Consider the following 24,126-nt stretch of genomic DNA (forward strand, 5'->3'; position numbering starts at 1 on the left):
AACAGGCAAATGCCTTTTCAGAGCGAAGTAAACTACACTTGGGCAGCGGGCTTTCCCGGTCGCTGGGCCAGTGAGAACCCCCGCCGCATCGTTATCCCCGGACCCAACGGATTCCGTGCTGGCGCGGGCGGCCTGAACATTGCACGCTTTGCGTGGGTGCAGAATGACGGCGTGACGCTGCTCAACGCCGCGCCGACTGCCACCGCCGGTTCCGGCGCGACTGCCACCGCCGTTCTGTCTTCCGCTACGGTTTACACCGTGTCGGCTCTGGCGGTGAACGCTGGGGGCACCGGTTATGCCGTGGGCGATACGGTGGAAGCCACTGGCTTCAAAGCCACCATTACCACCGTCAGCAGCGGTGCGGTGACTGGCGTTACCATCCAGTCCACCACGGCCCAGACCGCCGACCCGACTGCCACGGGCGTTGCTACCACGACGAACGGCAGCGGAACGGGCCTGACCTTGGACGTGACGGCAACCGCCAGTCAGGAAGCCACCGGGGGCGTTGCGTCCATCACGGTTTCCGATGGCGGTACGGGCTATTCGGCAGCGCCGATTGTCTCCCTCACTGGTGGTGGTGGCACTGGCGCTACGGCTGTTGCCGTTGTATCCGCTGGCGTTGTGACCGGCATTAATGTGGTCAGCGCAGGCACGGGCTACACGTCCGCCCCCACTGTGGTCATTACGGCCCAGACAGTTCCGAACGGCGCGCCGCAGGGTTTCGTCTATGCCGACCAGCAGGGCCTGACCACGGCCTACCTGCAAGAAGCCACCATGATGATCCCCGAGGGTTTCATGGCGCAGCTTGCAGAGGGTGGTGACGTGTTCGCTACCTCCAGCACCCCGGCCCTCATCGGCCAGTCCGTGTTTGCCTCCACCACCGATGGCAGCATCAGCACCGGCACCGCTGGCGCGACCGTTACGGGGGCTATCGAAACCGCGTGGAAGGTCTCGCAGGGCAATGCCGCTGGATCGCCCATCATCATCACCGGCCCGGTTGCGGCTGCATAAGGAACTACAAGTATGACCATGTTCCGTAAGGACGCGCCCCGCCTTGCGCAGGATTGGGGTGTGATCATGCCCGGCGTGCGGGGGTATTTCTCCGAGATGGCAGCAGATGCGCTGCCGCCTGGCCTTCCCGTTACAGCGCCGAACAGCGGTATCCCCGCGATCTACACGACCTATACCGATCCGAAGATCATCAAGGCGATCATCACGCCCACCAAGTCTGAGGGCATTTACGGCAGCGCCAAAAAGGGCGACTGGGTGACTGACACCGCGCAGTTCCCGATGGTCGAACTGTCCGGCTATGCTGTGGCGTATGACGATTACAGTCCGGCTGGCACAACCTCAGCAAACGCCAACTGGCCCCAGCGCCAGAGCTTCCACTATCAGACGTGGACGAAGTGGGGCGAGCGCGAGGTCGAGCGCATGGGCGCGGCCAAGATCGACTGGGTAAACCAGCAGAATGAGGCGTCCATTTCCGTACTGAACAAAAACCAGAACCTGATCAACCTGTTCGGTGTTTCTGGTCTGGAACTGTACGGTGCGCTAAACGACCCTCACCTGCCCGCAGCCATTGCGCCGCTGCCCAAGCTGTCCGCCTCTGGCACGGTGGCCGGTAACACTTGGCTGGATACGTCAGACCCGATTGCTGTTTACAATGACATTCTGAAGGCATTTCAGAAGCTCACTGTGCAGATGGGTGGTAATCTGACGCTTGAAACGCCGATGACGCTGGTTATCCCGACCGACCGTCAACAGTGCCTGCTTTACACCAACCAGTTCCAGGTTGTTCTGAGCGACCTGCTCAAGAAGAACCTGCCCAACCTCAAGATTGAGACCCTACCCGAAGCGGGAACCACTCTGAGCGGCGGTCACTCCAGCGTAACCATGATGCAGCTTTTTGTTGACGCTGTGGACGGGCAGGAAACTGTCACCACCGCGTTCACCGAGAAGATGCGCGCGCATGCGGTTGAGCGGTATTCCTCCAACTTCCGGCAGAAAAAGTCGCAGGGCTCGTGGGGAACCATTTGGTTCTACCCCATGGCCTGCGTGACGATGACAGGGATCTGAACCAATGACAGCAACTCCTTCCAGAAACGGCGCAACCGTGACCGTTATTTGTCGTATGCCTTCCGGCCTTGTGCTGGAACTGTACGACGAAGGTGCATTGCAGAACCCGTCCAAGCCGGGCGCACTTCCTGCCGTTAAGGGCAGCGTGCGCCTGAGTGGCGCGAGACACGACCCGCGCTTCCACAAGCGGGACAACATCATGCTGGGCATGGGTGGCCGCACGGAAGTGGCCGCTGACTTCTGGGAGGCATGGACAAAGCAGAACGCTGAGTTCATGCCGCTCAAGAAGGGCCTGATCTTCGCCATGCCCAAAGAGGCCGATGCCGTCTCCCGCCTGTCAGAACTGCGGGAGGAACGCACCGGGCTTGAGGGTCTGGACAAAGACAAGATGCCCGGCGTTACCCCCTTCGCCAAAGAGGACTTCTGATGGCCTGCACGACCACGGCCGGCGTTGTCACGTTCGACTACACGGCGTGGTCGGTCCGGTATCCGGCGCTTGCCCAGAATGTGGATGCAACGCTGGCGCAGTCATACTTTGACGAAGCCACGCTCTACCTGAGCAACACGGCATGCAGCCCGGTGCGCGACCTGGCAAAGCGCGCATTGCTGCTTGGCCTGCTGGTGGCCCATCTGGCGACCCTTTACCTGCCGCAGTCTCAGGGCGGCACTGGGGGGCTGGTCGGGCGCGTGGCTTCCGCGACCCGTGGCAGCGTTTCTGTCAGCACCGATATGGGTAGCCAGCAGGAGCGTGCCGCATGGTTTAACCAGACCCAATTCGGCGCATCGTTCTGGGCCGCCACCCGCTATCTGCGGCAGGCCAGGTACGTTCCAGGCTTTCCGCAAAGACCTCGCATATGGCCGTAAAGATCAAGTCTGTTGGTGGCGTTGGCCTCGCAAACGCTCTCAAGCAGTTGCAGGAGAAGCTAGGGCAGGGGGCGCATTTGCGTTCTGGTTTTCTTGAGGATGCAACGTATCCCGATGGAACGCCCGTTGCGCAGGTGGCTTTCTGGGATGAGTTCGGGACGAAAACTGCCCCGCCACGGCCGTTTATGCGCAATGCCATCGCTCATAATAAGGGCGAGTGGGGTAAGCTCATGGAGGCAGCGCTCAAGGCCACTGGCTACAATGTTGATCAGGCCTTGGCTCTATGCGGCGAAAAGATCACCGATCAGGTGAAGGAAGAGATCGTATCCTTCAGCGAGCCTGAGAATGCCATGCTGACCAATATCCTGAAGGATCGCTTCCCCATGGGCGATTACACCAAGGATGATTTTTTGCAGGCGGTGAGAGACCTAAAGGACGGCGCAACTGCGCCAGCTGGAAAGCCGCTTGTCTGGTCTGGGGTCATGCTCAATTCAGCGGCCTATGACGTAAAGGACGGCCCGGAATGATCGACATATTCGGTGCGGCCGGAAACCTTTGCGCGCCCATCAATCCGCACATAACCGGCACGATAAAGGGCAGTACGGGAAGTGTCACGAACGACGACTTTTCCGTAACCCCCCAATACACCACGGCAACGGTAGAAATTGAGGTGCAGGCCGTCAGTTCTCAGGACTTGCAGCAGGTCGAGAACATCAACCAGCAGGCTGATATGCGCTCGGTCTATGTGCGCGGGGCCGTTCGGGCGCTGAACAGGCCGCTCCAGATCGGCGGCGACATTCTCACATTTTACGGCTCTGACTGGCTGGTTACGCAGCAGTTGGAGGAATGGGGCGACGGCGAATGGTCGAAGGTTCTGGTAACGCGGCAGATGCCTACTACGTCATAACACCCACCGAGAGCGATATTTACAAGGGTGTGGGACAATGGCTCCAGAGCATTTTGCCCGCAGGAATGGGCATTGTCCAAGGCCAGCAGAACCGCAACGCCGCGCCCCGAGACCCCTTTGCGGTCATGGTTATCATTGGCCGTGAGCGCATAGCCACAAACGGCTGGACGTATGACGGCGAGACCACGCGCACCGTTACCGAGCAGGTGCAGGTGACAATGCAGGTCAACCTGTTCGGCCCAGCCTCCAGCAATCAGATGCAGCTTGTCACGGCCTTGTGGCGCGACATGCAGGCCGTTGATTTTTTCAGGGCGTCCGGCGTTCCGATAGCGCCCCTGACCACATCCACCACGCGTCAGATCGGATTCACGACTGGCGAGCGCCAGTATGATGACCTGTGGACTGTTGACCTCACCATGCAGGTCACGCTGACCGTCCGCCTACCGCAAGAATTCGCAACATCCATCCCGGTCATTCTGACCGAGGTGCAAACCACCTACCCGGAGTAGACCATGGCGGGTCATATCCCCATTTCCCAGATCGTTCAGGTTACGCCGGGCGTTCTCGCGGCAGGCAACGGCCTGAACAATCTGTCTGGCCTGATTGCCACAACCGCATCCGCCGCGCTGGCGGCTGGCGCTGTTCAGTCCTTCGCCTCGGCTGATGCCGTGGGCACGGCCTTTGGCGACACATCCATGCTCTACCAGATGGCCAAGGTCTATTTCTCTGGCTACAGCACGGCCGTCATGACGCCAGGCACGCTGTATGTCGGGGCCATTGCCGCGTCTGCGAGTGGCGCAACCGCTACGGCAAGCCTCGGTACCGTGACAGAACATACCGTTGCCACTGTGGCTGTTGACGCGGCTGGAACGGGGTATGCCGTTGGCGATACAGCGAGTTTTTCCGGCGGCAAGGCCACGATCTCCACTGTCGGCACAGATGGTGCAGTCACAGCCCTGACGCTGCAAAGTGCCACAGCCCAGTCTGATGACCCGGCGGGAACCGGTCTGGCAACCACTACCAATGGGAGCGGAACGGGGCTGACGGTTACGACTACATCCACGGCGGCAACTGTATCCAGCGGGGCTGTATCCTCCATCACGGTCAATGCGGGTGGGGCTGGATACACCACTGCACCGACCGTCACCCTGACGGGTGGTGGCGGAACTGGTGCAGAGGCTAGCGCAACAGTGTCAGGCGGCGCGGTGACAGCCATTACCGTGACGGCCGGCGGATCAGGCTACACGTCCGCTCCCGCTGTTACGATCACAGCGGCAGCGTCAGAGGATATGGCAGCCCAGCTTTCGGCCCTGCGTAGCGCCAACGGTGGCTGGAATGGCCTGGCCTTCGACGCTGAACTATCCGTTGCCGACAAGCAGGCAGCAGCACAGTGGGTGAGCCAGCAGAATGGGCAGATTTTCGCGCCCCTGATGGACAGTGACAGCGGCGCGGCAACCAGCGGCAGCGATACGGCTTTTGGCGTGTGGTTGGGCGCTCAGTCCATTTCCGGCGTGACGGCCATTTATGATACGTCACCCCTGTCCTGCGCTTTGGCTTTGGGCTGGATGGCCTCTCTGTCCTTCGGTACGACCGATGGGCGGCAGACGCTTGCCTTTGTGCAGGATGCGTCTGGGCTGATCACTCCGGCTGTAACGGATGGCACCACTGCGGCAAACCTGATTGCCAACGGCTATTCGTTCTACGGCTCGTATGCGGGCGGGGCTGATACGTTCCAGTTCATGCGGCCGGGGCAGGTTTCGGGCAAGTTCCTGTGGGCTGACAGCTTCGTTAATCAGATATGGCTCAATGCCAACCTGACCAGCGACCTCGTTAACCTGCTGCTGAATACCGGCAACATCCCCTACAACACCGAGGGTGACACGCTGGTAAATGCTGCTGTGCAGGACACCATTACCGAGGCTCTGGCCTTTGGAGCCATTCAGGCAGGCGTGGCCCTGACGACGCTGCAAAAGCAGCAGATCAACAACGCCGCTGGAGTGACGACGGCCGCCGATAATGTGGTCAACCGTGGGTGGTATTTCCAGCCCAATGTCTCTACCGCCGCCGCCTCGTACCGGGTTGCACGCACAACGCCTCCCGCCCGGCTCTGGTATGCCGATGGGGAGAGCGTGCAGTCCATCCAACTGAATAGCGTGGAGGTGCAGTAACATGGCTGACCTTGATATTACCGCTGCCAACAGCATTTTCGTGATTACGGTCACATCGCTGTTCAACGCGCCGGTTCGGCTGGAGAACTATGCAGCCGACCGCGCGTGGGATGCTCCCGAACTGGAGATGGCTGAAACGGCCATGTCCATCGACGGATACCTGAACGCGGGCTATGTGCCGAACCCGGTTGACCAGACCGTATCGCTTTCCCCGGCCAGTTCCAGCATTGCTGTGTTTGAGGCCATCATGTCTGCACAGACAACGGCGCGATCCCTGTACCGTCTGGGCGGGGAAATCACCCTGACCAGCACCGGGCGCAAATACACGATGGTCAACGGCCTCCTGCGGGCGGCTAGCGTGCTTCCGGCCGCCGGGCGCGTTCTGGAAACCCGGACATTCGCCATTCGCTGGCAGTCCGTAACCCCAGCGGGTATCTGATCATGGCCTTGATGGAAATTACCGTGACATGCCCCCACGAGGGGGCGGACAAGGGAAAGCGGTTCGTCATTACCCGCATGAGCGCGGTCGAGGCGGACAAATGGGGGCGGCATTGCCTACAGGCGGCGGCAGCCAGCGGCGCAGCTATCCCCGGCATGGAGCCGGGCGCCGGACTGGCTGGTGTTGCGGCGGCGGGCATCGGCATTTTCGCCTCTATGTCGCCCGAGCGCATGGACGGTCTTATCGACCGGCTCATGCAGTGCGTGCAGATGCAGCCCGACCCCGGAAACCCCGCTATCCTGCTAAACTGGCAGATGGCCCAGACCCAGATCGAGGAAATCCCCACCATCGGCTGGCTCCAGACGGAGGCATTCAGGCTGCATGTGGATTTTTTCAGGGGCGTAGGCCAGTTGTTCTCCCTCATCACGCTCATGCTGGGGATGGAAAGCAACGCCCCTGCGCCCGCGTCTGCAACGTAGATGAACGCCACGCCCTGGTAGTTATGGAGGGGCTTGCGTCCCTCCACGACCTCCAGACCATTTACGACAGCGAGGACTTTGAGGACTTGCTGGAAATTGCCGTTGTGAAGCGGTTTAATAGGTGATGAAACATGACTGATGCAGTGCAAACCTCTCCCCTGACGGTTACTCTTTCATTCTCCGAGGGGTCTCCTGAGAACATCGCGGATATGATTAATGCGCTTGCGAGCCGCCTGCGTGATTTCGGAAACGCTATCGTAGGAAAATTGCCTTTTTGCATCAGCGAGACATCCGAGGTTGCTCACGCAGGGCGCGCGGACAATCTCGCTGTTGCCTGCGGCATCACTGCGGATGAGTTCGACCGGAAGTTAGAGGTTGCCCTCAAGCGCGCACTTGAGTCTTTTACGTCTCCCCCATTAACGGAGGATTATGGACGCGCGCATGGGGGAAAGGCATGTGACGGGGATGATCTATAGATCCCATGTCCTCTTAGGATCCTTGAACCATTCAGTCAGTCTGGGGGTGTCGTAAGTCGCCCACCCCTTCTTCTTCTGACGTATGACGATCAGCCGGTCATGCGTTGGGTATGGAAGCACTTTCACTATCTCATCCCGAATTGCGCTTGGGTCTTTCTTTGTATCCAAAAACCACACTGATTCCACGGGATGCCTGCAATCATAGGCGCGGAGATAGTCGTAAAGAGCGTCATATCCTTTATCGCCCGGCTTATGCAGATCGTAAGTGACCATAATTACTGACATTCGGGATTCTCCTTCCTTCCCAGCCTGCCAGTACCCCACCTATCAACCGAATCATATCTCCCGAAAGCTATACGCATGGCTACAGTAATCGACGCCCTCGTTATCACCCTCGGCCTCGACCCCAAGGGGGTGAAGAAGGGGAGCGCCGATGCTGAGGGGGCAATGGGTAAGGCCCGTGCCGCCGCAGCCCATATGGGCGCAGGGATCGACCGTGGCGCGCAGCAGGGCGCAGATGCTATCCGAAAGCTCTCACGCGAGGCTCTGTCCTTCTTTGCTGTGCTGACGGCAGGCAAGACGCTCAAGGCGTTCGTTTCCGACACAACAAGCAGCAATGTTGCTCTGGGCAATATGGCTCGCAATCTTGGCGTGTCGGCTCAGTCGCTCGGTGCATGGCAGACTGTAGCCAAGGCGTTCGGAGGCACGGCGTCCGATGTGTCCGGATCCATGCAGTCGCTCGTCTCGCAGTTCCAGACCATCGACGGACGCCAGAACCTTGGCCGCGTGTTCGGGCAAATGGGCGTTGGGCTGGCTGGGGCCAACGGGCAGATGCGCGACATGAGCGAGCTTCTGCCCGATCTGGCGCGCGCGGCTCAGCGACTAGGCCCCCAGCAGTTTGCAGCGCTTGGGTCTCAGGCTGGGTTTAGCCAAGGCTTCATCAACATGCTGGAGCAGGGGCCGGACAAGATAGCCAGCCTCTACCGGGCGCTGAGGCAGTATGCTCCAACGGAGGCAGACGTTAAGGCGTCCGGCCAGTTGATGATGGATTGGACTAAACTCACCGCGCAGTCCGAGGCGTTCGGCCGCACCATCATGACAAGCCTGACGCCGGAAGTACATGACCTGATGCAGTGGGTGTCGCAACTGATCGACAAAAACCAAGACTGGATCAGGCAGGATATTGACATTTACGCAAAGAAGATTGGCGAGGCCATTAAGAACGCTGACTGGAAAGCAGTTGGCGAAAACCTGCGGACCATTCTTGATGCCCTGCGCCAGATCGACTGGAAGGCTGTAAGCGCTGGGATTATCTCATTCGCCTCTGGGGCCAATAGCGCGGCGAAGGCCGTAGGTGGATGGGGAAAGGCGCTGGAGTACCTTTTCGCCCTATGGATGGGATCTAAGTTCCTCACAGTTCTGGGTAACGCCAGACTTCTTGCGGCAGCATCGGGTCTATCTTTGGGAGCGCCAGTCATTGCCGCCTGGGCAACATATGCGCTGGCGAAGGGCGGCGAGCCTTCTCTCGCAAAGGACGATACGATTCCCCGCAAGCTCGCCTTTGCCCCAAGCACAACCAAAGGCAGTGACTTTGATGTGTTCGCTGCCAGCGTGGCGCAGATCGAACATGCCAGTTACGGTCAGATGGGTGGGGCCGGGCATAAATATGCGGGCAAGTATCAGATGGGCATGGATGCCATTTCTGACGCCTCCAAGCGCCTTGGCATAGCTACGCCTACGCTGCCAGAGTTCCTGGCAAACCCAGAATTGCAGGAGAAGATTTTTCAGGCCCATACCAAGAATAATGAGGCGTATCTGAATGCCTATTCTGATGAGTTCCGCAATGCTGCGCCGGAGCGGAAGCTCGAGATATTGGGATATGCCCATAATCAGGGGGCAACAGCAGCGGCAAAATGGCTGAAAACTGGGGTAGCTGGGCACGATGCAAACAACACGTATGGAACGGCCTATTCTGACCTCATCCACAGGAATCTAGAAGCGTCTCATGCAGCCTTGGCAACCGCACAGGCTAAGCCCCCGCAGCCAACCTCCAACACCAGCACGTCAACGCAAACAGCGCACATCACCATCAATGCACCCAGCGGGAACGCGCGCGACATTGCAAACGAGGTTGGCCAGCAGTTGCAGGCCCTGAATTTTCGGGGGCGGCAGACTAATCTCGCAACGCAGTAGGGAGAAAAAGCATGGTCATGCAAACGGTGGCCCAGCCGGTCACAGCCAATGTCATTCCTGGTGCGGGCGTGCCCAAGCTCTGGTCCACGGTTATTTCCGATGCAGAGGCCGTGGCGTCAGTCGAACTGGATACCCTGCTGCAAAGTACGCTGATCAAGCAGGTGGATAAGCAGTGGGGCCTGTTCGACAAGAACAACAAGCCGGTTCTGACCTCGGGGCGTGTGCGCGCCATAGACGCCCGCACCGCCGCGCAAATTACGGATGCGCCGCAGGAAAACGGTGCGTTCATGTCCTACAACAAAGTAAAACTGCCGGGGCAGATCATGCTTGAAATGCTGTGCGATGGTACCGCCATGAGCTACGGCAACTATGGAGCCATCAGTAACCTGCTTTCCGCTACAGGGATCACCGGCCTTTCGTCTGAGGGCCAGGTGCGGGCAGAGTTTCTTACGCAGCTCGATGGGTTGGTGTCTGATCTTAACTTGTATGCAGTCACCACGCCGGAAGGCAGCTACTCAAAGATGAATGTAGTCGGATATGCAATCCGCCGGGCATCAGACCGGGGCATTACGCTCCTGTGGGCGCAGATTATGCTGCAGGAAGTCAGGTTGACGGCGCGGGTCAGCCGGGCATCAGACGACAGCACAAAAACAGCCGCCGGGGCAACGCAGCAGAACAGTGGGAATGTGCAGGCGCAATCATCAGATGTGCCCGTCAGTCACATTACCACCAATGGCGCTGTTGCGAATAAGCCTGTGCTTCTGGCCGATAAATGGACGATAAACTGATATGACCGATCTGGTCACAATTCCGCTCAATGCCGTAGCCAATCAGACAGTTCAGGTGCCTCTGTCCGGATATGCTGTGCAGTTGGACATCAAACAGCGCAGTACCGGCCTGTACATGGATGTCTATTTAGACGGCACACTCATGCTGGCTGGTGTGTTGTGCCAGAACTGCACATGGATCGTGCGCGATGCATACCGTGGCTTCCCGGGTGATATGGCGTTTGTGGACACGCAGGGCAGCGAAGACCCGCAATACTCCGGCCTGAATGACCGATGGGTCCTGTATTATCTGGAAGGTGCGGTATGAGCGATGGCAGTTTTATCAAGCGGGAACTGCGGGTCACGTTCGGTCTGCCATCGACGGGCAGCAGTATTTCCCTCAGTGGGCACAGGGTTTCCTGCCAGATTGTGGCGGCCGGGCTCGAGACGGGCGTTATGTGCGCGCTCCGTATCGAGGGTATGAAGCTCTCAGACATGAACGCCCTGTCTACCCTGCAGGCCACCATTATTGCCCAGAGCATGAATTCCGTACTGGTGGAAGCCAGGAGCGGCGGCTCTGGCGCATGGCAGGGGGTTTTCTCCGGCGCGGTTGTGGAGGCGTTCACGGATTATAACGGGCCTCCGAATATTGCTTTTCAGGTCAGCGCGCAAAGCATGGCCATGCCTAACGCCATGCCGATATCTCCCACATCGTTCAAGGGGGATGTGAGCGCGGTTACGATCTTACAGGCCATTGCCGATAAAGTCGGCCTGACGTTCAGGAACAATGGCGTCAAAGCTACCCTGAGCGGGGGTGTTTACTATGAAGGCCCAGCTGCGCAGCAGATACAGGCTGTGGCGAGTGCAACCCGGATTTCCTACTGTATTGCCATGGATACGCTCACCATCTGGCCAGAAACCATAGGACCGGACGGCAGCGGGGCGGTTGAGGTGTCAGCCGATACGGGTATGATGGGCTACCCGGCATATAGCCAGTATGGCGTTCAGCTCCGCACTCTGTTCACCAGCGCCATTGGTTTTCGCACCACCATCAAGCTCGATAGCCAGTATTCCCCGGCTGCCTGGGTGAATGCGTATGGCCAGATGAACCACCTCAGCAGTCAGAACATCTACATGCCGTCAAATGGACTGTGGATTGTCCAGCGCGTGCAGCACGATCTGCAATCCGAGACCCCCGGCGGGCAGTGGACAACCTATTTTGAGGCCGCGCGGCCTGAGAATGCAGGAAGGATAGCCTCCTTTGGTAGTTAGCCCCGCATATACAGGCACCCAGAAGCCCAGCGACAGTGGCAGCGACTTTGCCGCCATGAATGCAGCGATACGCCGTATTATGACGATGATGGGTGCCGACATGCCGGTGCGTGTTACCGCGGTAAACGGCGTGGGGCTAAATCCTGTTGGGTTTGTGGACGTGCAACTGCTGGTCCACCAGCAGGACGGGGCAGGGCGTACCACGCCACGCGGGACCATCCACAACGTGCCCTACATCCGCCTACAGGGTGGAACGCGGGCAATTCTATGTGACCCGGCTGTGGGTGATGTCGGGTACATTATTGTATCCGGTCGCGACATATCTGGCGTGAAGGTTAATCGGGGCCCGTCTGCGCCAGGCTCTTTTCGCCAGCATGACTATGCCGATGCCATATATGTGGGCGGTCTGCTGAATGCTGCCCCGGCGGAATACATCGGCTGGGTGGGGGCTGACGTGCATGTGAAAACGGCAGGCAAGTTTGTGGTGGATGCCGCCGAGTGCGACATTAACTGCCCGGTGAACGTGACCGGGGCCGTGACGGCCACCGGTGACGTGAAGGCGGGCAGCATCAGCCTTGAGAGCCACAAGCACTCGGGCGTGCAGGCCGGGAGCGGGTCAACGGGAGGGCCGCTGGGGTGATGGAAGGGGAGTAAGTTGAAGCTATACCTAAATTAATTTCCCACAATCGTTCTGCCGAAAAAAGAAATTAATATAGTCCGTTTAAGATTCTAAAAATGATAGCGGTATTGGGTAATTTATAGACATTAGCCGCGTGAGATAATCGCCTGTTCTATCGCAAATTTCAAAGGCCCAATTTTGGCGTAATCACGTGTTTCAATTGTTTTGCTACTGCCCCCGCTGGAGCGGAAATGTAGGTAAAATTTGGGCTTGATAGCCAAGTAAGCGAGTGTCGCTCCGATTATGAGTGCGGCTGCAATAACGCAAAATATAGCGGGGACACCAAGATGAGGAATTTTTTTGGTAGTGACCATTGCTATTGAAGCGATGACTGCGAATGTCAAAAGAATGATAGCGCCAATCCCGTAGAGTTGTGTGTTTTGCTTTCCGATTGAAACACTATCAATGTTTGCGACTGCAAACGATGTGTCCCAATGTCGGATCAAGGTTTTAGTGACAGAAATTTGTCCCTCTTTGTAAAAGTATTCTTCGCGCAAATTGGCCTCCGTTTGTTTTTGGTCAATGTAGTATAAAAATGCGACACTGACTTTTGTGATGTTCGCAATATTATTGCGTTATAATTCATTATATGGAGAGGAAAAGATGCTTTTTTGGAACCCTATAACCTAGCGTAAGATACAGCCTTTTCTTCAAGTTGTGACGTCGGGATATGAGGTAGAATGATTGTTTACTCTAGCGTAAATTTCTTCGGCCGCAGTTGGGAGTTGAGAGTGGTGTATAAGTATAACTCCAGTTGTAGCTGCTATCTGCCTTGCAGATTGGGAAAATGTTGAATTGGTTGCAACAATAGCACCGTTGGCTCCCTGAAAATTTTGAGCAGAGAATGCCTGCTGCACCGCATCATTTCCAACAGTTCCAGAGTATAGCTTGCATTGAACGACAATGCGGATATTCCCTTTTTGTGCAATAACGTCGGCTCCTTGGTCGCCACTCTTTTGGGTAGTGTGCGCGTCCCATCCAGCGTCACGCAGAATCAACGCGCAGTGCTGTTCATAGTCGAAAGGGCTCATTCGGGCATCATATACAGCCGGATTGCTGATATATGAGTAAGTTCCTGCATTAACAGGAAGCGGATCTGCAGCAAGATCAATAATAAGGCTTATTGCACTAGAGCTAAGTTTTTTACGAAGCTTCTCATTATTGATGCCAGAATTAATAATTCCATCAATACGTGTTTTCATAAAGTAATTTATTTCTTTTGACCATGCATCAGTTTGTAATGTTCCATATTGGTCTGTTGTGATTTTTTGTGATCTAGCTATTTGTAAATTTAGTTTTTTTGAAAATATTTCTTTTGATATGGCCTCCCACGTAGCTTGATAGGCTTTTGCCTGCAGAATTTTTGCGACTACATATAGTGCACCAATAAATATAGAAAAAATAATCATGTAGTAGAGAAAATTAGATTCTGATTGATTGTTGGGGGTCTGGATATCTGGATTTGATGTGTATTGTAAAGAGGATTTTTCTAAGGAAGTGCTTTGTGGGATGGATTGAGAATTTTGAATATTTGTGGATTGTGATGATAGTTTTTCAGCATCACTATCGGAAAGAAAACCATCAGCGGTTTCATCTCCATTAGATTTTTGCCATTTTACAATGGCTGTACGTGTCGCTTCGCCATAAACGCCATCTACTTGTGTGGTATTTTTTAGAAAGCCCAGATTGATCAAATCTTCCTGAAGAGTAATATGCTGATCTATGGGACGATTAGCTTCCTGCAAAGATGTCCCAGTTAAGCGTGATTTATACTTGTCAGTCAGAGCGTCCATGTGAGCTATGTAGCAGGCGGGGTCAGCAGAGCTCGTGGACGGAATAAGACAATCAGTGAGTAAGGTACTATCGTTGACAACTTCCTGCTTCAATGCTTTCCAGCCGCTTTTACCAACGGTTTGTCGCAAAGCATAATAAGCCTGATCGAATATCAGTTCGTGTTTAGCTGCTTCACTATTATTGCAAAGCATTGTAGCGATACTATCTTTCGAGTGGTCGACAGAGCAATTAAAGTCAGGCTTGTAACGCTCGCTGTGAGGAAAAGCGGCCATCTCTGATTGAGTATCTTGCAAAGGGACGGTGCTGGCAGCCTGACTGGTTGAGGCCTTGTGATTAGGGAACAGCCAACCAAAGAGAAGAGCACTGCCGACCACAATAACACCGATTGATGTTAATTTGTCTTGTATTTTCTTTTTATAATAATACCGCCTATTATAAGAGGCTTTTTTGTAGTCTCTTAGCCAAAAAGGCTTTCTTTTCCTGCCCATAGCGACCTCATAATAAAGTGGTTTTTCTAATTCTCATTATATCTTTGAATGCCAACTATTTCTTCTATTCTATGGAAATATTTCTTTATTCTTGAAATTTCTTCATGCAGTATTTCGTAATGTTTCCATAGAGCTTCATTGCCTTGATCTCCGTCAAAAACAATTTTCTCAATACTATGTAGACGTTCAGTCGTGTCAGAAAAAGTCTCATCAATACGGCGCAAAATTTCTGCAGTTAATGTGATCCCACGTTTTGCCGCCTCCTCTTCAAGGCGTCTTCTTAGAGGACCAGTGAGTCGGAGCTTAAAAAGAGAGTCGGGCGATTCGTATGTCATGGCCACATAATGATCATTTTATTCCTTGACGAAAATGGCCATGATTTGGCTATATAATGCCCAGAGACTTAGGGGAGGCTATGAAACACAACACTCACTTCAAAATTCCCATGCCGGCTGATGTCAGAGGATGGCTCGATAAAGCAGCATCCTTGGCCCAACGTAGCCGGGGAGCGCATGTGATCTTCTTGCTGAGGCAGGAAATGGAAAAAGAAAAGGCGTCAGACTTTGCCCTAGGAAAGCAGTCTGGCGCCTCTCATGCTGAATAGGAAAACAGCTATGATGAATAATAACACAAGCCTGACCATTCTTTCCACCACTATCCGCCGGGATGCTGAGGGAAGGTATTTTCTCAATGACTGCTTCAAAGCAGCGGGGTCTCCTGCAGGTAAGGGGCCAAATGAGTGGTCCAAGAACTCCCAAACTGAGGACTTGATCTCGGAATTAAGGTCTGGGGGAATTACCCCAGACCCTAAAAGCACGGTGAAAACTGGTCCTAATGACAGCCGTGGAACCTACGCCGTCAAGGAACTGGTCTACGCCTACGCAATGTGGATCAGCCCAGCATTTCATTTGAAGGTTATCCGGGCGTTTGACGCGCTGGTGACGGGACAAATCCCCAATGCTGCCTCAAGAGGTAAACGCATCCGCAAGCCAGCCTTTGATGCAGCCTTTGCTCGGTGCATGAACGTAGTTGCCCTGTTGCCCAACGTGGACGACAACCAGAAAGCGCTTATGGCGGCGCGTGGGGCCTATAGCCTGAGTGGTATCAACCCGCTTGAGATTATGGGTTACGCGGCGCTTCCTGCCCACACGCAGGACAATTACCAGACGCCCACGGAGCTTGGCCGTGAACTCGGCCTTACCGGCCGCATGGTCAACCAGATTCTCCAGAACGAGAACCTGCAATCGCATACACCGGGCACGTCTTCCGGCAGCGATTGGACAATGACGGAGAAAGGTCTGCCTTACGGGAGAATGTTCGACACAACGCGCCGTGGTGGCAAGGGGTCTCAGCAGCAGCTAAAGTGGAGGCCGTCTGTTGTGGAGTTCCTGCGCCCTTTTGCCCCCACGCCAGTGCAGACAGCCTGATTACGGCCAGCCACCCTTTCGGGGGTGGCAACGCTGGTGAGCGGATGAGTGAGGCGGAGCTGCGTGAGGCTATGGCGGGTGGCGTTGGCGCTTTCATTCTGGATGGCCAGGCGGAATGCGCGGAACACCGCCGCGGGCTTCTCCAGAAATGCGTCTATGCCACGATGCAGCTTTGGAATGATCTGGAGCGGGAGGGCAATGCAATAGCGTAGATCAAACAATGCCCTTGTATGTGGGTACCCTTTTAGAGTAGGTTTTTTCTACTCTACCAGAATTTTGTAAGCCGCTCCCTAGCCGGGGCGGCTTTTTTGTTGGCTCCTCCATGAACACACTTCTGCTTGACCGCACCACATGGGATTTCCTTTTAGACAGCAAAGGAAATATCGCCATTGCATCGGGGGCATATGCCGTTGGGCAGGATATTGCATCCGCTGTCCGTGTGTTCCAGGGCGAGTGCTATTACGACACAGAGCAGGGGCTACCGTATCTGTCCAATGTGCTCGGCAAAAACCAGTCCCTGAGTGTTTTTCAGTCCCAGGTGCAAGACATTGCAACTGCCGTCCCAGGTGTTGCAGAGGCCCGCTGCATTGTAGGCGGCATGTCGTATGACCGGCAGTTGCGTGGAGCAGTCCTTTTTACAACGACGAGTGGCGAGACTTCTGATGTCGGGTTCTAACAGTTACGGCACAACCTCAGTCCCGGCACCCAGCTTTACCGATGCCGGGTTTGTTGCACCGTCTGAGAGCGATATCCTGACCGGCGCGCTGGCGGATATGAATGCAGCCCTGGGCGGCAATATGAATACCGGCCTGTCAACGCCGCAGGGCCAGCTTGCCATGACCTTAACGGCCATTATCGGAGATCAACTTGATCAGGAACTGGCGCTCCTTAATGGGGTTGATCCTGCGCGAGCCTTTGGGCGCATGCAGGATGCCATAGGCTATCTCTATTTCATGACCCGTAAAGGCGCGACTTCTACCGTGGTTACAGTCGTTTGCAGCGGGGCAGCAGGCACAGTGGTGCCAGAAGGCACGCTTATCCAGGACGGGTCCGGGTATTATTATGCGGCAGATGGCACCATTTCCATCAACGCGACTGGCACGGGGGCAGGGTCTTTCTCCTGCACGACGCTGGGTGCCATTGCCTGTCCGGCTAACAGCCTGTCTCTGTATCAGTCAGTTACTGGCCTGACATCTGTTTCCAACCCGACAGCAGGTGTGGTCGGGCAGGCAGAGGAGGGCCGCGTAGCGTTTGAGCAGAGGCGTGCCGCAACAGTGGAGGCCAATGCTGTAGGCGTGAATAATGCCATAAAAGGCGCGGTCATGGCGGTGCCGGGTGTGACTGATTGCTATGTGGTCGATAATAGCACGGCTCAGGATCAGCTACAGGGGGGTGTGACCCTTGCACCGCATAGTCTGTATGTGTGCGTGAACGGCGGTGCTGACGACGCGATAGCCCAGGCCATTATCAGCAAGAAGCCGCCAGGTTGCGGCTACACCGGCACAACTTCAGTCACCATCACAGATCCCAATAGCGATGCGCTTCTCTCTCCCAAATATACGGTTGCCTTTACCAGGGCAGTTGATACGGCGCTTTATCTCTCGGTCACTCTTTCGCAAAACTCACAGATGCCATCTACAGCAGAAACAGAAGTGCAGTCGGCTATTCTGTCTGTATTTTCTGGAATGGTCGGGAGCCAGATTGGCACCACTGTCTATGCCAGCCAGTTTTATGCAGCCGTTGCAGCGCTGGGGAACTGGGTGCAGCTTGTAGAAATAACCATTGGCACCTCAGAGGCGCCTACAGGGTTTGTGGCAACACTCGATATTAACCAGATACCTACGTTGGATGCGTCCTCGATCAGCTTGATCAAGGTGTGAGATGGATATTCAGCCGACCATACTCTCCCAATACGCCAATAGCAGTGCGTTATGCACAATCCTTGATGCCTGGCGGCAGGCGCTCGATCCCGCCAGCACTATCGACAGATGGTATCGCCTTGTTTGGAATGTTCAAACCGCACAAGGCTACGGGCTGGATGTCTGGGGGAGGATTGTGGGGGTATCCCGCGTGTTGACCATTACTCCGGGGGCGTATCTAGGCTGGCGGGAAGCGAGCGATCTGACGGAGGAAGGGTTTAATCAGGCACCCTGGTATGGTGGAAGTGACGCCAGCGGCAATTTCCGCCTGACGGATGAAGGGTTCAGGCAGTTAATATACGCCAAAGCGTTAGCCAATATTTCGGACGGCTCGATTGTTTCAATAAACAAAATCCTGGCCACGCTCTTTTCGGGCCAAGGAACGGCCTATGTCCGCGATAATAACGACATGAGCATGACGTATATTTTTAATTTTCTGCCGACAGATGTGCAGATTTCCATCATTCAGAATTCTGGTGTTTTGCCGCGACCTTCAGGGGTTGGGGTCGAATATCAGATTATAGATGCAGCAGTCCTGAAAAATGATTTCGGGGGGGATATATCGTGAAAAGCGATAACGATAGAAAGCTTTTTGGAACATTGATTGCTGAAAATGCGGCAAGTGGCGATGTGGAGGCAATTCCCGCCAGCCAGTCTGCATCGGGAGATGGCCGAGCCTCGATTGCGCTTGGCTTCCCTCCTGAAACATTTGTTGCACGGGCTGCTGGCGGTATCCCTCCCTATGGCAGCGATATGAACGGATTGCTGAATGTGCTGTCAGGGGCAATTCAAATTCTCCAGGCGGGTTTTCTGGGGCCATTTAATGCAACTTTTGCACAGTCAATCGGTGGGTACCCGGCTGGTGCAATTGTGTCTGGGGCTATAGCGGGCACGTTCTGGGTCTCCATGACCGATGCGAATGTTTCCGTTCCAGGGGCAGACGGGGCAACATGGCAGTCGTTGTTTAATGGGCTCGCGCCGCTTTCTGGTGCTGCATTTGCTGGGCCTGTGACTGTGCCTACACCACAGGATGTTCCCGGCCAGAATACCGGCAATAATGTTGCTGATACTTACTGGGTGGATGAATGGTTTGCCCCCCGCGCAGCGCTTGCCCAGTATGTTGGCGGCACGGGGGCTGGGGGTAATTACCCTATCAGCAACGTGCAGCTTAAAAATGCTCCCGCCGGGGACACGACCGTGGCCTATCTGCAGGCGCAGACCACGTGGGGCAACATCCTGTTTCCGTCCCAGTACAACGTGGCCACCCAGATCAGCAGTTATGCCCAGCCCAAAGGGGATTATGCCCTGACCCAGTGGGTCAAAGATAATTACGCGGCAACGGAGTATGTGCAGCAGAACTATGCACTGAAAACGGATCTTCCATCTGGTGGTTTGATTGATCGTGGAACGTGGACGCAAGTTGGTAGTGTGCTGAGGCAGTCGTTCTACGCTTCGGTTTCCAATGGAGGAACCGTTTCATTCCCGCGCTCTTTTTCGTCGGCATCAAACATCACGGTACAAGCCACTGTTGCCGGGAATAGCGATGCCGATCATTACGTTTCCAATGTTACTGCTACAGGTTTCACAATCGGGATATTTGGGCAGGGGCAGAATGCTGTGGAATTTTATTTCTCTGCGGAAGGTGCTGCTTGATGCGTAGCATTTCTCTCTTGGGCTTTATTCTGTGTCTGCCGTCGTTGTCATATGCTCAGACGGCTCCGGCCTGGAAGTCCTACCAGGCAACCGGAAACCCGGCGGATATGATCCGCTCGACCGCTGTGGCGGCGGCCTTGGGCACCAAGGTGGATACGGCCAATGGGACATCCGCCAACCAGATTCTGTCCGCCCCGGTCATTTCCAGCCTGAAAGCGTTTTCGTCCCAAGGTAGCAACAACATTACCGCCCACCCGGTGGGTATTGGCAACCGCACTGTCCAGTCCACGCTGTATGCCAATGAGACAGCGGTGGATGGCTCAACGTCCATCTGGCCGCATGTTATCCAGACCACCAGCTCCACGGGCTATGGTGTGACCGATCCCATATGGGGTGGGGAGGCGGACCGTATCAACCTGTTTGTGGGGGCTCAGTGCCTGGCGGGGTCATCGTCATGCTGGGCGGAAAATCAGATGTTTTATGCGGGCCCGGGGTTTCAGGCCACGGGTCACGGCATCGAAATAGACATGGAGAATGCATCCTCTGACAGAGATCCGTCAGTGTCCGGCACGAAATCCATTGTTGGTGCGGAGATCACTGGCTTGACGGCCTATCCAATTTCCTTCGGGTTGGACATTGTCGGAGGCGGTACCTGGGCAGCAACCGGGAATAGCCATGTCGCGCACAACGGAATTGGTATTATGGGCGGCGCAGCGATTGACAACAGCTTCATAGACGTTGGCGATGCGACGGAATCTCTCCACATCATAGGTAATCACGGGATCGGTCTCGATCTATCCTATGCCACCATTACAGGCTCAGCCATTGTGATGGATTCCACCCATGCACTGAACTTTCACAACAAGGGCACGGGCAACCTGTACAATGGCCTGACATCGGATGGGTCAACCGTCATTCTCGGTGCGCAGAGCCCCAGCAACAACATCGGCTATGGTGGGGCAGGGGGGTATGCCTTCCTCAATGTCAGCAACAATGTGACGGGGGCGACAACGCTGTTTTCCGCCGGGTCTGCCTCCGACATCAACCTTGTGCTTTCGGCCAAGGGCAACGGTGCCGTTGTGGCCACAACTCCGCTGCAGGCACCCTCTGTCAGCGTTACCACCAAAATGACTGTGCCCGTTGTGGCCGCAGCCCCAGCGGGGGCCTGCACGGCCGGGCAGATGGAGGTGAGTGGCACGGGCTTTCATGTCTGTGTGGCAGGGGCATGGAAAACAGCCACCTTGCAGTAACCCCGGCGGGGTGACGTCCGGCATGGCCGGGTGATGAGCAGAAATAACAGGGGAGGCTTCGGCCTCCCTTTTTTTATAGAGAGTTTTCAGAACAATGGCTTTTTCAAAAACTGTCACGCTCGGTAATGGCACCGTCGTGGCGTACTGGTCCATTATTTCCATTCAGGCCGTGCTGCTGCCCGCACAGGCGCTGAATGTCTATCTCGGCGGGTTTGTGTCCGAGGCTTATGCCGCCACTGGCAACCCACTGGTGACGCGGTGCTTCCAGTTCAGTGCCACGGATCTGGGCGTGACGGATATTAGCACCGTGACGCAGGCACAGGCTTACACAGCCATTCTGGCCCGGGTGAATGACGCCACCACCGCCGACCCGCTGGTAGATGCCTCCCCGGTAGGTGGCTGACTTAACGACATTCCAAGTGGAGCATCATGATGGATGCATCTGTATCACCCGATCCGCCACTTTCTTTGGATCGTGAATTGGGCCGCCTGGAGGGAAGGGTTGAATCGCTTGAGGCTGCAGTTGAAAAACTCGAAGCTGCCGTACGTTCCCTTCTGTCCATTGTTGATTTTGGCAATCGTGCCATCAGGCTGGTTTATGGAGCAATCGGGCTGATTGGCCTGGATGGCTTGGCTCGTGTCTGCATTGCCCTGGCCCACGCGATGGGGATGCCGCAATGAATGGGCTGAGCAATATTAAGCGCGGCATCGTCATGCCTGTGATGGCCGCATTGGCCCTGCCGGGAGATGCTACAGCCCGCATCCAGCTGATGACAGGCATCGGCAATGTTGAAACGGCCTACCGGACCCGCAGGCAGTATGGCGGTGGCCCGGCGCTGGGCTTCTGGCAGGTCGAGCCACGGACGCATGACGACATCTGGCGCAACTTCCTGCCCGCCCATGCGGCGCTAGCCGAGGTGGCGCGCCGGTATCTGCCCGCAGCCTGCGGGGGGGTGCCCATGGCCGAGGCCATGACGGAGTCTGACAGCTATGCGGCCTGCGTGGCCAGCCTTGTTTTCTATCGCTCCCCTACGGGCCTGCCGGTTCGTGACAATGCCCGCGCCCAGTGTGCGGCCTGGAAGCAGGCCTACAACACGGCGGCCGGGGCCGGGCGGGTGGACGCGAACCATATTTCGGCCTTCCAGGCTGCTATCAGCGCATGAGGAATAACTATGCCCGATACACCGGATAAAAAAACCACGGCCGTTCAGACGGCTAAGGCTGGGGGGATTGCAAGCACGCTCTTGATCGCCCTGACACAACTTCCCGATCCCTATTCTGCCTGGGTCGGCTACGGACTGATCGCTGTGGGTGCGATTGGCCTGGTGAGTACCCAGATCCCGGCACCACCGGTGGGGTCTAAACTTTGGCCTCTTTATCGCGTGCTGAGCTTTGTTGCCGCGAATTGGGGGCAGGCGGTTAACGCCGGAATGTCACTCCGCAAGAAGGGTGTAACGAAATGAACAGTCTGTCCCGCCGCAATTTCCTGCGAACCTCTGCGCTAGTCGGGGCAACCGCCCTGACAGCCTGCACCGTTGCCACTAACGGCAGCACAACCACCGTCACGCTCAACACGGCCAAGGTCAAGGCCTACGGGCAGGCGGGCGTTAACGCCATCGCCACGATCCTGAGCATCACCGCGATTGCATCAGCCATGGGTGCGCCTGCGGTGGCTCTGATCGAGACGGCTGGAACGGCCCTTGCTGCCAGCCTGACTGCGTTTTCCAGTGCCACCAATGGCACGCTGACCATCACGTATGACGATACGAACTGGAAAACCAAGGTCGATACGATCCTGGTTGATCTCAACAGCGTTGCCACAGCCCTGCGGTCTGGCCTGACTGCCGCTCAGTCCACAGTGACAAGCACGATCATCAATACCGCCATCACTATCTTCAATTCCCTACTGACGGTGCTGGACGCGTTCATGGGCGTTCTGGGCATCAGTCTTTCCAGCGTGTCTGACGAGCAGGAGGCGACTGCTCTTAAGACGCTTGCGGTTACTCAGTGACGCCTGACTTCGAGTGCGGAATGATTGCCGGGGGTGCATCTGTCGGCCTCGGCACTCTCCTGCTGGCGCTTGTATGGCGCTGGCGGGCGAGCGCAGGGAGCTTCTGGGGGCAGCTTACGAAAGGGCAGGATGATGCGGATTAAGGCGCTTTCCTGCCTGCTGGCCCTCTCTGCCTGCGCCAATGTCCCACTACAGGCCAAGCATGACTTGCTGGGCATAGCCCGCTCAGACCTCATCGCCTGCGCTGGCGTGCCGGACAACCGGGAGACCGTGCCGGACGGCGAGGTATTGCAATGGCGGCAGGATCAGCAGGTGCAGGGGCCGTTTACGCTCAAGGGGCCTATGTCGCTGGAACTGGACCTATCCGGCCACGGCACTTGCCACTTTGTCGCCCGGTTGCGGCGGGGGCGGGTGGCGCAGGTGGAATACACCGGGCCGAGCGGGACTCTGTTGGGGCCGTATTCGGCTTGTCGGCCTTTGGTGTTGGCCTGCGAGCGGTTTGTTAGGAGGTGACGGGCTTCCATCGCCTGCGGCGGCTCCGTCACGGCCTACCTCTGCCGGGAGCGACCCGAACTATCTGTGCGGCCGTCAAGCAATCCTTGACGGCTGGAACCTGAAACTGGTTGCCGTCTCTCCGGCTGTCACGGCATCCGCCTTCCGTCCTCGGCATGCTCGGCCGGAAGGGACGGGTTCCACAAAGGGGTGCCGCCCTACCTAAACTCCGCATTGGTTGCAGGGGCAGGGTTTGAACCTGCGGCCTCTTGGTTATGAGCCAAGCGAGCTACCGAACTGCTCCACCCTACGTCATGTTGCTACGGACCGGGCTTGATACCGACTTTCTCTGCGAAGGGAGAGCTTTCCTTGACCGTCGAAACAGGCTCAGCCGGAAGAGTTCCCGCGTTTCCTTCAACGCCGCCACAGCCCCACAATCGTAGTGCTGTTTGGGACCAGGTACAAGAAAAAAGGAATCGGAAAAAGCGGCACGGATTTGGCACGGATTTATATGTACCGAGGCGTACTCTTGCGTACCGAAATGGACTAATATGACTTTTGGGAAACAACCGGAAACCACGTAAAAGTCGCACAAAACTGCGTTTTATCGTGGTGGGTGCGACAGGGATTGAACCTGTGACCCCCGCCGTGTGAAGGCGATGCTCTACCGCTGAGCTACGCACCCGGTTTGTGAGGCAGTTTCTATCGCTCCTGACGGCTTCTGGCAAGAGCAAAAAATGACAAATTTTAAAAATCAGGCAGGTGGATACGG

At 56.2% G+C, this 24,126-nt stretch carries 32 protein-coding genes and 2 tRNA genes; 29 read left to right on the plus strand and 5 right to left on the minus strand.

The window, feature by feature from the left end:
• Positions 1–9 precede the first annotated feature (9 nt).
• The 16 genes from FLP30_RS08965 to FLP30_RS09040 all read left to right on the plus strand — a co-directional run bounded on the left by FLP30_RS08965 (position 10) and on the right by FLP30_RS09040 (position 12,281).
• Positions 10–1,011 (plus strand): gp53 minor capsid family protein, encoded by a 1,002-nt coding sequence (locus tag FLP30_RS08965; RefSeq protein ID WP_149279522.1) that lies wholly within the window; start codon positions 10–12, stop codon positions 1,009–1,011.
• A gap of 12 nt (positions 1,012–1,023) precedes the next feature.
• Positions 1,024–2,076: a DUF2184 domain-containing protein gene (locus tag FLP30_RS08970; RefSeq protein ID WP_149279523.1), complete on the plus strand. Its 1,053-nt coding sequence runs from the start codon at positions 1,024–1,026 to the stop codon at positions 2,074–2,076.
• Between the two features lie 4 nt (positions 2,077–2,080).
• Positions 2,081–2,503, plus strand: coding sequence for a hypothetical protein (locus FLP30_RS08975; protein ID WP_149279524.1), 423 nt, complete (start codon positions 2,081–2,083; stop codon positions 2,501–2,503).
• A complete protein-coding gene (locus FLP30_RS08980) occupies positions 2,503–2,940 on the plus strand; it encodes a DUF4054 domain-containing protein (protein WP_149279525.1) in 438 nt (145 codons plus the stop codon). The genes FLP30_RS08975 and FLP30_RS08980 overlap by 1 nt, the downstream gene beginning before the upstream one ends.
• Positions 2,931–3,467, plus strand: coding sequence for an HK97-gp10 family putative phage morphogenesis protein (locus FLP30_RS08985; protein ID WP_149279526.1), 537 nt, complete (start codon positions 2,931–2,933; stop codon positions 3,465–3,467). Before FLP30_RS08980 ends, FLP30_RS08985 begins: the two co-directional genes overlap by 10 nt.
• Complete coding sequence (locus FLP30_RS08990; protein WP_149279527.1) at positions 3,464–3,847, plus strand: hypothetical protein; 384 nt, start codon at positions 3,464–3,466, stop codon at positions 3,845–3,847. Before FLP30_RS08985 ends, FLP30_RS08990 begins: the two co-directional genes overlap by 4 nt.
• Positions 3,802–4,356, plus strand: coding sequence for a phage neck terminator protein (locus FLP30_RS08995; RefSeq protein WP_149279528.1), 555 nt, complete (start codon positions 3,802–3,804; stop codon positions 4,354–4,356). Before FLP30_RS08990 ends, FLP30_RS08995 begins: the two co-directional genes overlap by 46 nt.
• Before the next feature lie 3 nt (positions 4,357–4,359).
• A complete protein-coding gene (locus tag FLP30_RS09000; protein WP_149279529.1) occupies positions 4,360–6,015 on the plus strand; it encodes a DUF3383 family protein in 1,656 nt (551 codons plus the stop codon).
• A gap of 1 nt (position 6,016) precedes the next feature.
• Complete coding sequence (locus FLP30_RS09005; protein ID WP_149279530.1) at positions 6,017–6,454, plus strand: phage tail fiber protein; 438 nt, start codon at positions 6,017–6,019, stop codon at positions 6,452–6,454.
• A 2-nt stretch (positions 6,455–6,456) separates the two neighbouring features.
• Positions 6,457–6,933 carry a hypothetical protein gene (locus FLP30_RS09010; protein WP_149279531.1) on the plus strand — a complete coding sequence of 159 codons (477 nt, stop codon included), beginning with the start codon at positions 6,457–6,459 and terminating at the stop codon, positions 6,931–6,933.
• Positions 6,934–7,064: 131 nt separating this feature from the next.
• Positions 7,065–7,409: a hypothetical protein gene (locus FLP30_RS09015; RefSeq protein WP_149279532.1), complete on the plus strand. Its 345-nt coding sequence runs from the start codon at positions 7,065–7,067 to the stop codon at positions 7,407–7,409.
• A gap of 360 nt (positions 7,410–7,769) precedes the next feature.
• Entirely contained in the window at positions 7,770–9,602 is a 1,833-nt protein-coding gene (locus tag FLP30_RS09020; RefSeq protein ID WP_149279533.1) for a phage tail tape measure protein, read from the plus strand.
• Positions 9,603–9,613: 11 nt separating this feature from the next.
• Positions 9,614–10,390, plus strand: coding sequence for a hypothetical protein (locus tag FLP30_RS09025; RefSeq protein ID WP_149279534.1), 777 nt, complete (start codon positions 9,614–9,616; stop codon positions 10,388–10,390).
• A 1-nt stretch (position 10,391) separates the two neighbouring features.
• Positions 10,392–10,697 carry a phage baseplate plug family protein gene (locus FLP30_RS09030; RefSeq protein ID WP_149279535.1) on the plus strand — a complete coding sequence of 102 codons (306 nt, stop codon included), beginning with the start codon at positions 10,392–10,394 and terminating at the stop codon, positions 10,695–10,697.
• Positions 10,694–11,641, plus strand: coding sequence for a baseplate hub protein (locus FLP30_RS09035; protein ID WP_246856482.1), 948 nt, complete (start codon positions 10,694–10,696; stop codon positions 11,639–11,641). Before FLP30_RS09030 ends, FLP30_RS09035 begins: the two co-directional genes overlap by 4 nt.
• Complete coding sequence (locus tag FLP30_RS09040) at positions 11,631–12,281, plus strand: Gp138 family membrane-puncturing spike protein (protein WP_246856483.1); 651 nt, start codon at positions 11,631–11,633, stop codon at positions 12,279–12,281. The genes FLP30_RS09035 and FLP30_RS09040 overlap by 11 nt, the downstream gene beginning before the upstream one ends.
• Positions 12,282–12,406: 125 nt before the next feature.
• Here FLP30_RS09040 and FLP30_RS09045 read toward each other — a convergent pair whose 3' ends face one another.
• The 3 genes from FLP30_RS09045 to FLP30_RS09055 form a co-directional block, all read right to left on the minus strand.
• Positions 12,407–12,817: a DUF6232 family protein gene (locus tag FLP30_RS09045; RefSeq protein WP_149279536.1), complete on the minus strand. Its 411-nt coding sequence runs from the start codon at positions 12,815–12,817 to the stop codon at positions 12,407–12,409.
• Positions 12,818–12,970: 153 nt separating this feature from the next.
• On the minus strand, positions 12,971–14,602 hold the full coding sequence (locus tag FLP30_RS09050) for a restriction endonuclease (RefSeq protein WP_149279537.1): 1,632 nt from the start codon (positions 14,600–14,602) through the stop codon (positions 12,971–12,973).
• A gap of 26 nt (positions 14,603–14,628) precedes the next feature.
• Complete coding sequence (locus FLP30_RS09055; protein WP_149279538.1) at positions 14,629–14,937, minus strand: hypothetical protein; 309 nt, start codon at positions 14,935–14,937, stop codon at positions 14,629–14,631.
• 279 nt (positions 14,938–15,216) lie between these two features.
• Between FLP30_RS09055 and FLP30_RS09060 the strand changes: the two genes are divergently transcribed.
• The 13 genes from FLP30_RS09060 (at position 15,217) to FLP30_RS09115 (ending at position 23,375) form a co-directional block, all read left to right on the plus strand.
• The gene (locus FLP30_RS09060; RefSeq protein ID WP_168200078.1) at positions 15,217–16,029 is read left to right on the plus strand and encodes a KilA-N domain-containing protein; all 813 of its coding nucleotides are present in this window, start codon (positions 15,217–15,219) and stop codon (positions 16,027–16,029) included.
• A 44-nt stretch (positions 16,030–16,073) separates the two neighbouring features.
• A complete protein-coding gene (locus FLP30_RS14100) occupies positions 16,074–16,241 on the plus strand; it encodes a hypothetical protein (RefSeq protein ID WP_168200079.1) in 168 nt (55 codons plus the stop codon).
• Positions 16,242–16,351: 110 nt separating this feature from the next.
• Complete coding sequence (locus FLP30_RS09065) at positions 16,352–16,705, plus strand: WS/DGAT domain-containing protein (protein WP_149279540.1); 354 nt, start codon at positions 16,352–16,354, stop codon at positions 16,703–16,705.
• Entirely contained in the window at positions 16,692–17,909 is a 1,218-nt protein-coding gene (locus tag FLP30_RS09070) for a baseplate J/gp47 family protein (RefSeq protein ID WP_149279541.1), read from the plus strand. The genes FLP30_RS09065 and FLP30_RS09070 overlap by 14 nt, the downstream gene beginning before the upstream one ends.
• A gap of 1 nt (position 17,910) precedes the next feature.
• Positions 17,911–18,516: a DUF2612 domain-containing protein gene (locus FLP30_RS09075; RefSeq protein ID WP_149279542.1), complete on the plus strand. Its 606-nt coding sequence runs from the start codon at positions 17,911–17,913 to the stop codon at positions 18,514–18,516.
• Positions 18,513–19,601: a hypothetical protein gene (locus tag FLP30_RS09080; RefSeq protein ID WP_149279543.1), complete on the plus strand. Its 1,089-nt coding sequence runs from the start codon at positions 18,513–18,515 to the stop codon at positions 19,599–19,601. Before FLP30_RS09075 ends, FLP30_RS09080 begins: the two co-directional genes overlap by 4 nt.
• Positions 19,601–20,851, plus strand: coding sequence for a hypothetical protein (locus FLP30_RS09085; protein ID WP_149279544.1), 1,251 nt, complete (start codon positions 19,601–19,603; stop codon positions 20,849–20,851). The genes FLP30_RS09080 and FLP30_RS09085 overlap by 1 nt, the downstream gene beginning before the upstream one ends.
• Positions 20,852–20,945: 94 nt before the next feature.
• Positions 20,946–21,254: a hypothetical protein gene (locus FLP30_RS09090; protein ID WP_149279545.1), complete on the plus strand. Its 309-nt coding sequence runs from the start codon at positions 20,946–20,948 to the stop codon at positions 21,252–21,254.
• A 26-nt stretch (positions 21,255–21,280) separates the two neighbouring features.
• A complete protein-coding gene (locus FLP30_RS09095; RefSeq protein ID WP_149279546.1) occupies positions 21,281–21,532 on the plus strand; it encodes a hypothetical protein in 252 nt (83 codons plus the stop codon).
• Positions 21,529–22,014, plus strand: coding sequence for a hypothetical protein (locus FLP30_RS09100; RefSeq protein ID WP_149279547.1), 486 nt, complete (start codon positions 21,529–21,531; stop codon positions 22,012–22,014). Before FLP30_RS09095 ends, FLP30_RS09100 begins: the two co-directional genes overlap by 4 nt.
• Positions 22,015–22,023: 9 nt before the next feature.
• A complete protein-coding gene (locus tag FLP30_RS09105) occupies positions 22,024–22,314 on the plus strand; it encodes a hypothetical protein (protein ID WP_149279548.1) in 291 nt (96 codons plus the stop codon).
• On the plus strand, positions 22,311–22,862 hold the full coding sequence (locus tag FLP30_RS09110) for a twin-arginine translocation signal domain-containing protein (protein ID WP_149279549.1): 552 nt from the start codon (positions 22,311–22,313) through the stop codon (positions 22,860–22,862). Before FLP30_RS09105 ends, FLP30_RS09110 begins: the two co-directional genes overlap by 4 nt.
• 129 nt (positions 22,863–22,991) lie before the next feature.
• Positions 22,992–23,375 (plus strand): hypothetical protein, encoded by a 384-nt coding sequence (locus FLP30_RS09115; RefSeq protein WP_149279550.1) that lies wholly within the window; start codon positions 22,992–22,994, stop codon positions 23,373–23,375.
• Between the two features lie 214 nt (positions 23,376–23,589).
• Here the strand turns inward: FLP30_RS09115 and FLP30_RS09120 are convergent.
• A tRNA-Met gene (locus FLP30_RS09120) sits at positions 23,590–23,666 on the minus strand.
• A 298-nt stretch (positions 23,667–23,964) separates the two neighbouring features.
• Positions 23,965–24,039 (minus strand) — tRNA-Val (locus FLP30_RS09125).
• Between the last annotated feature and the right edge of the window lie 87 nt (positions 24,040–24,126).

Origin of the sequence: Acetobacter vaccinii (genome assembly GCF_008365315.1) — a bacterium.
In the GTDB taxonomy this organism is placed as follows: domain Bacteria; phylum Pseudomonadota; class Alphaproteobacteria; order Acetobacterales; family Acetobacteraceae; genus Acetobacter; species Acetobacter vaccinii.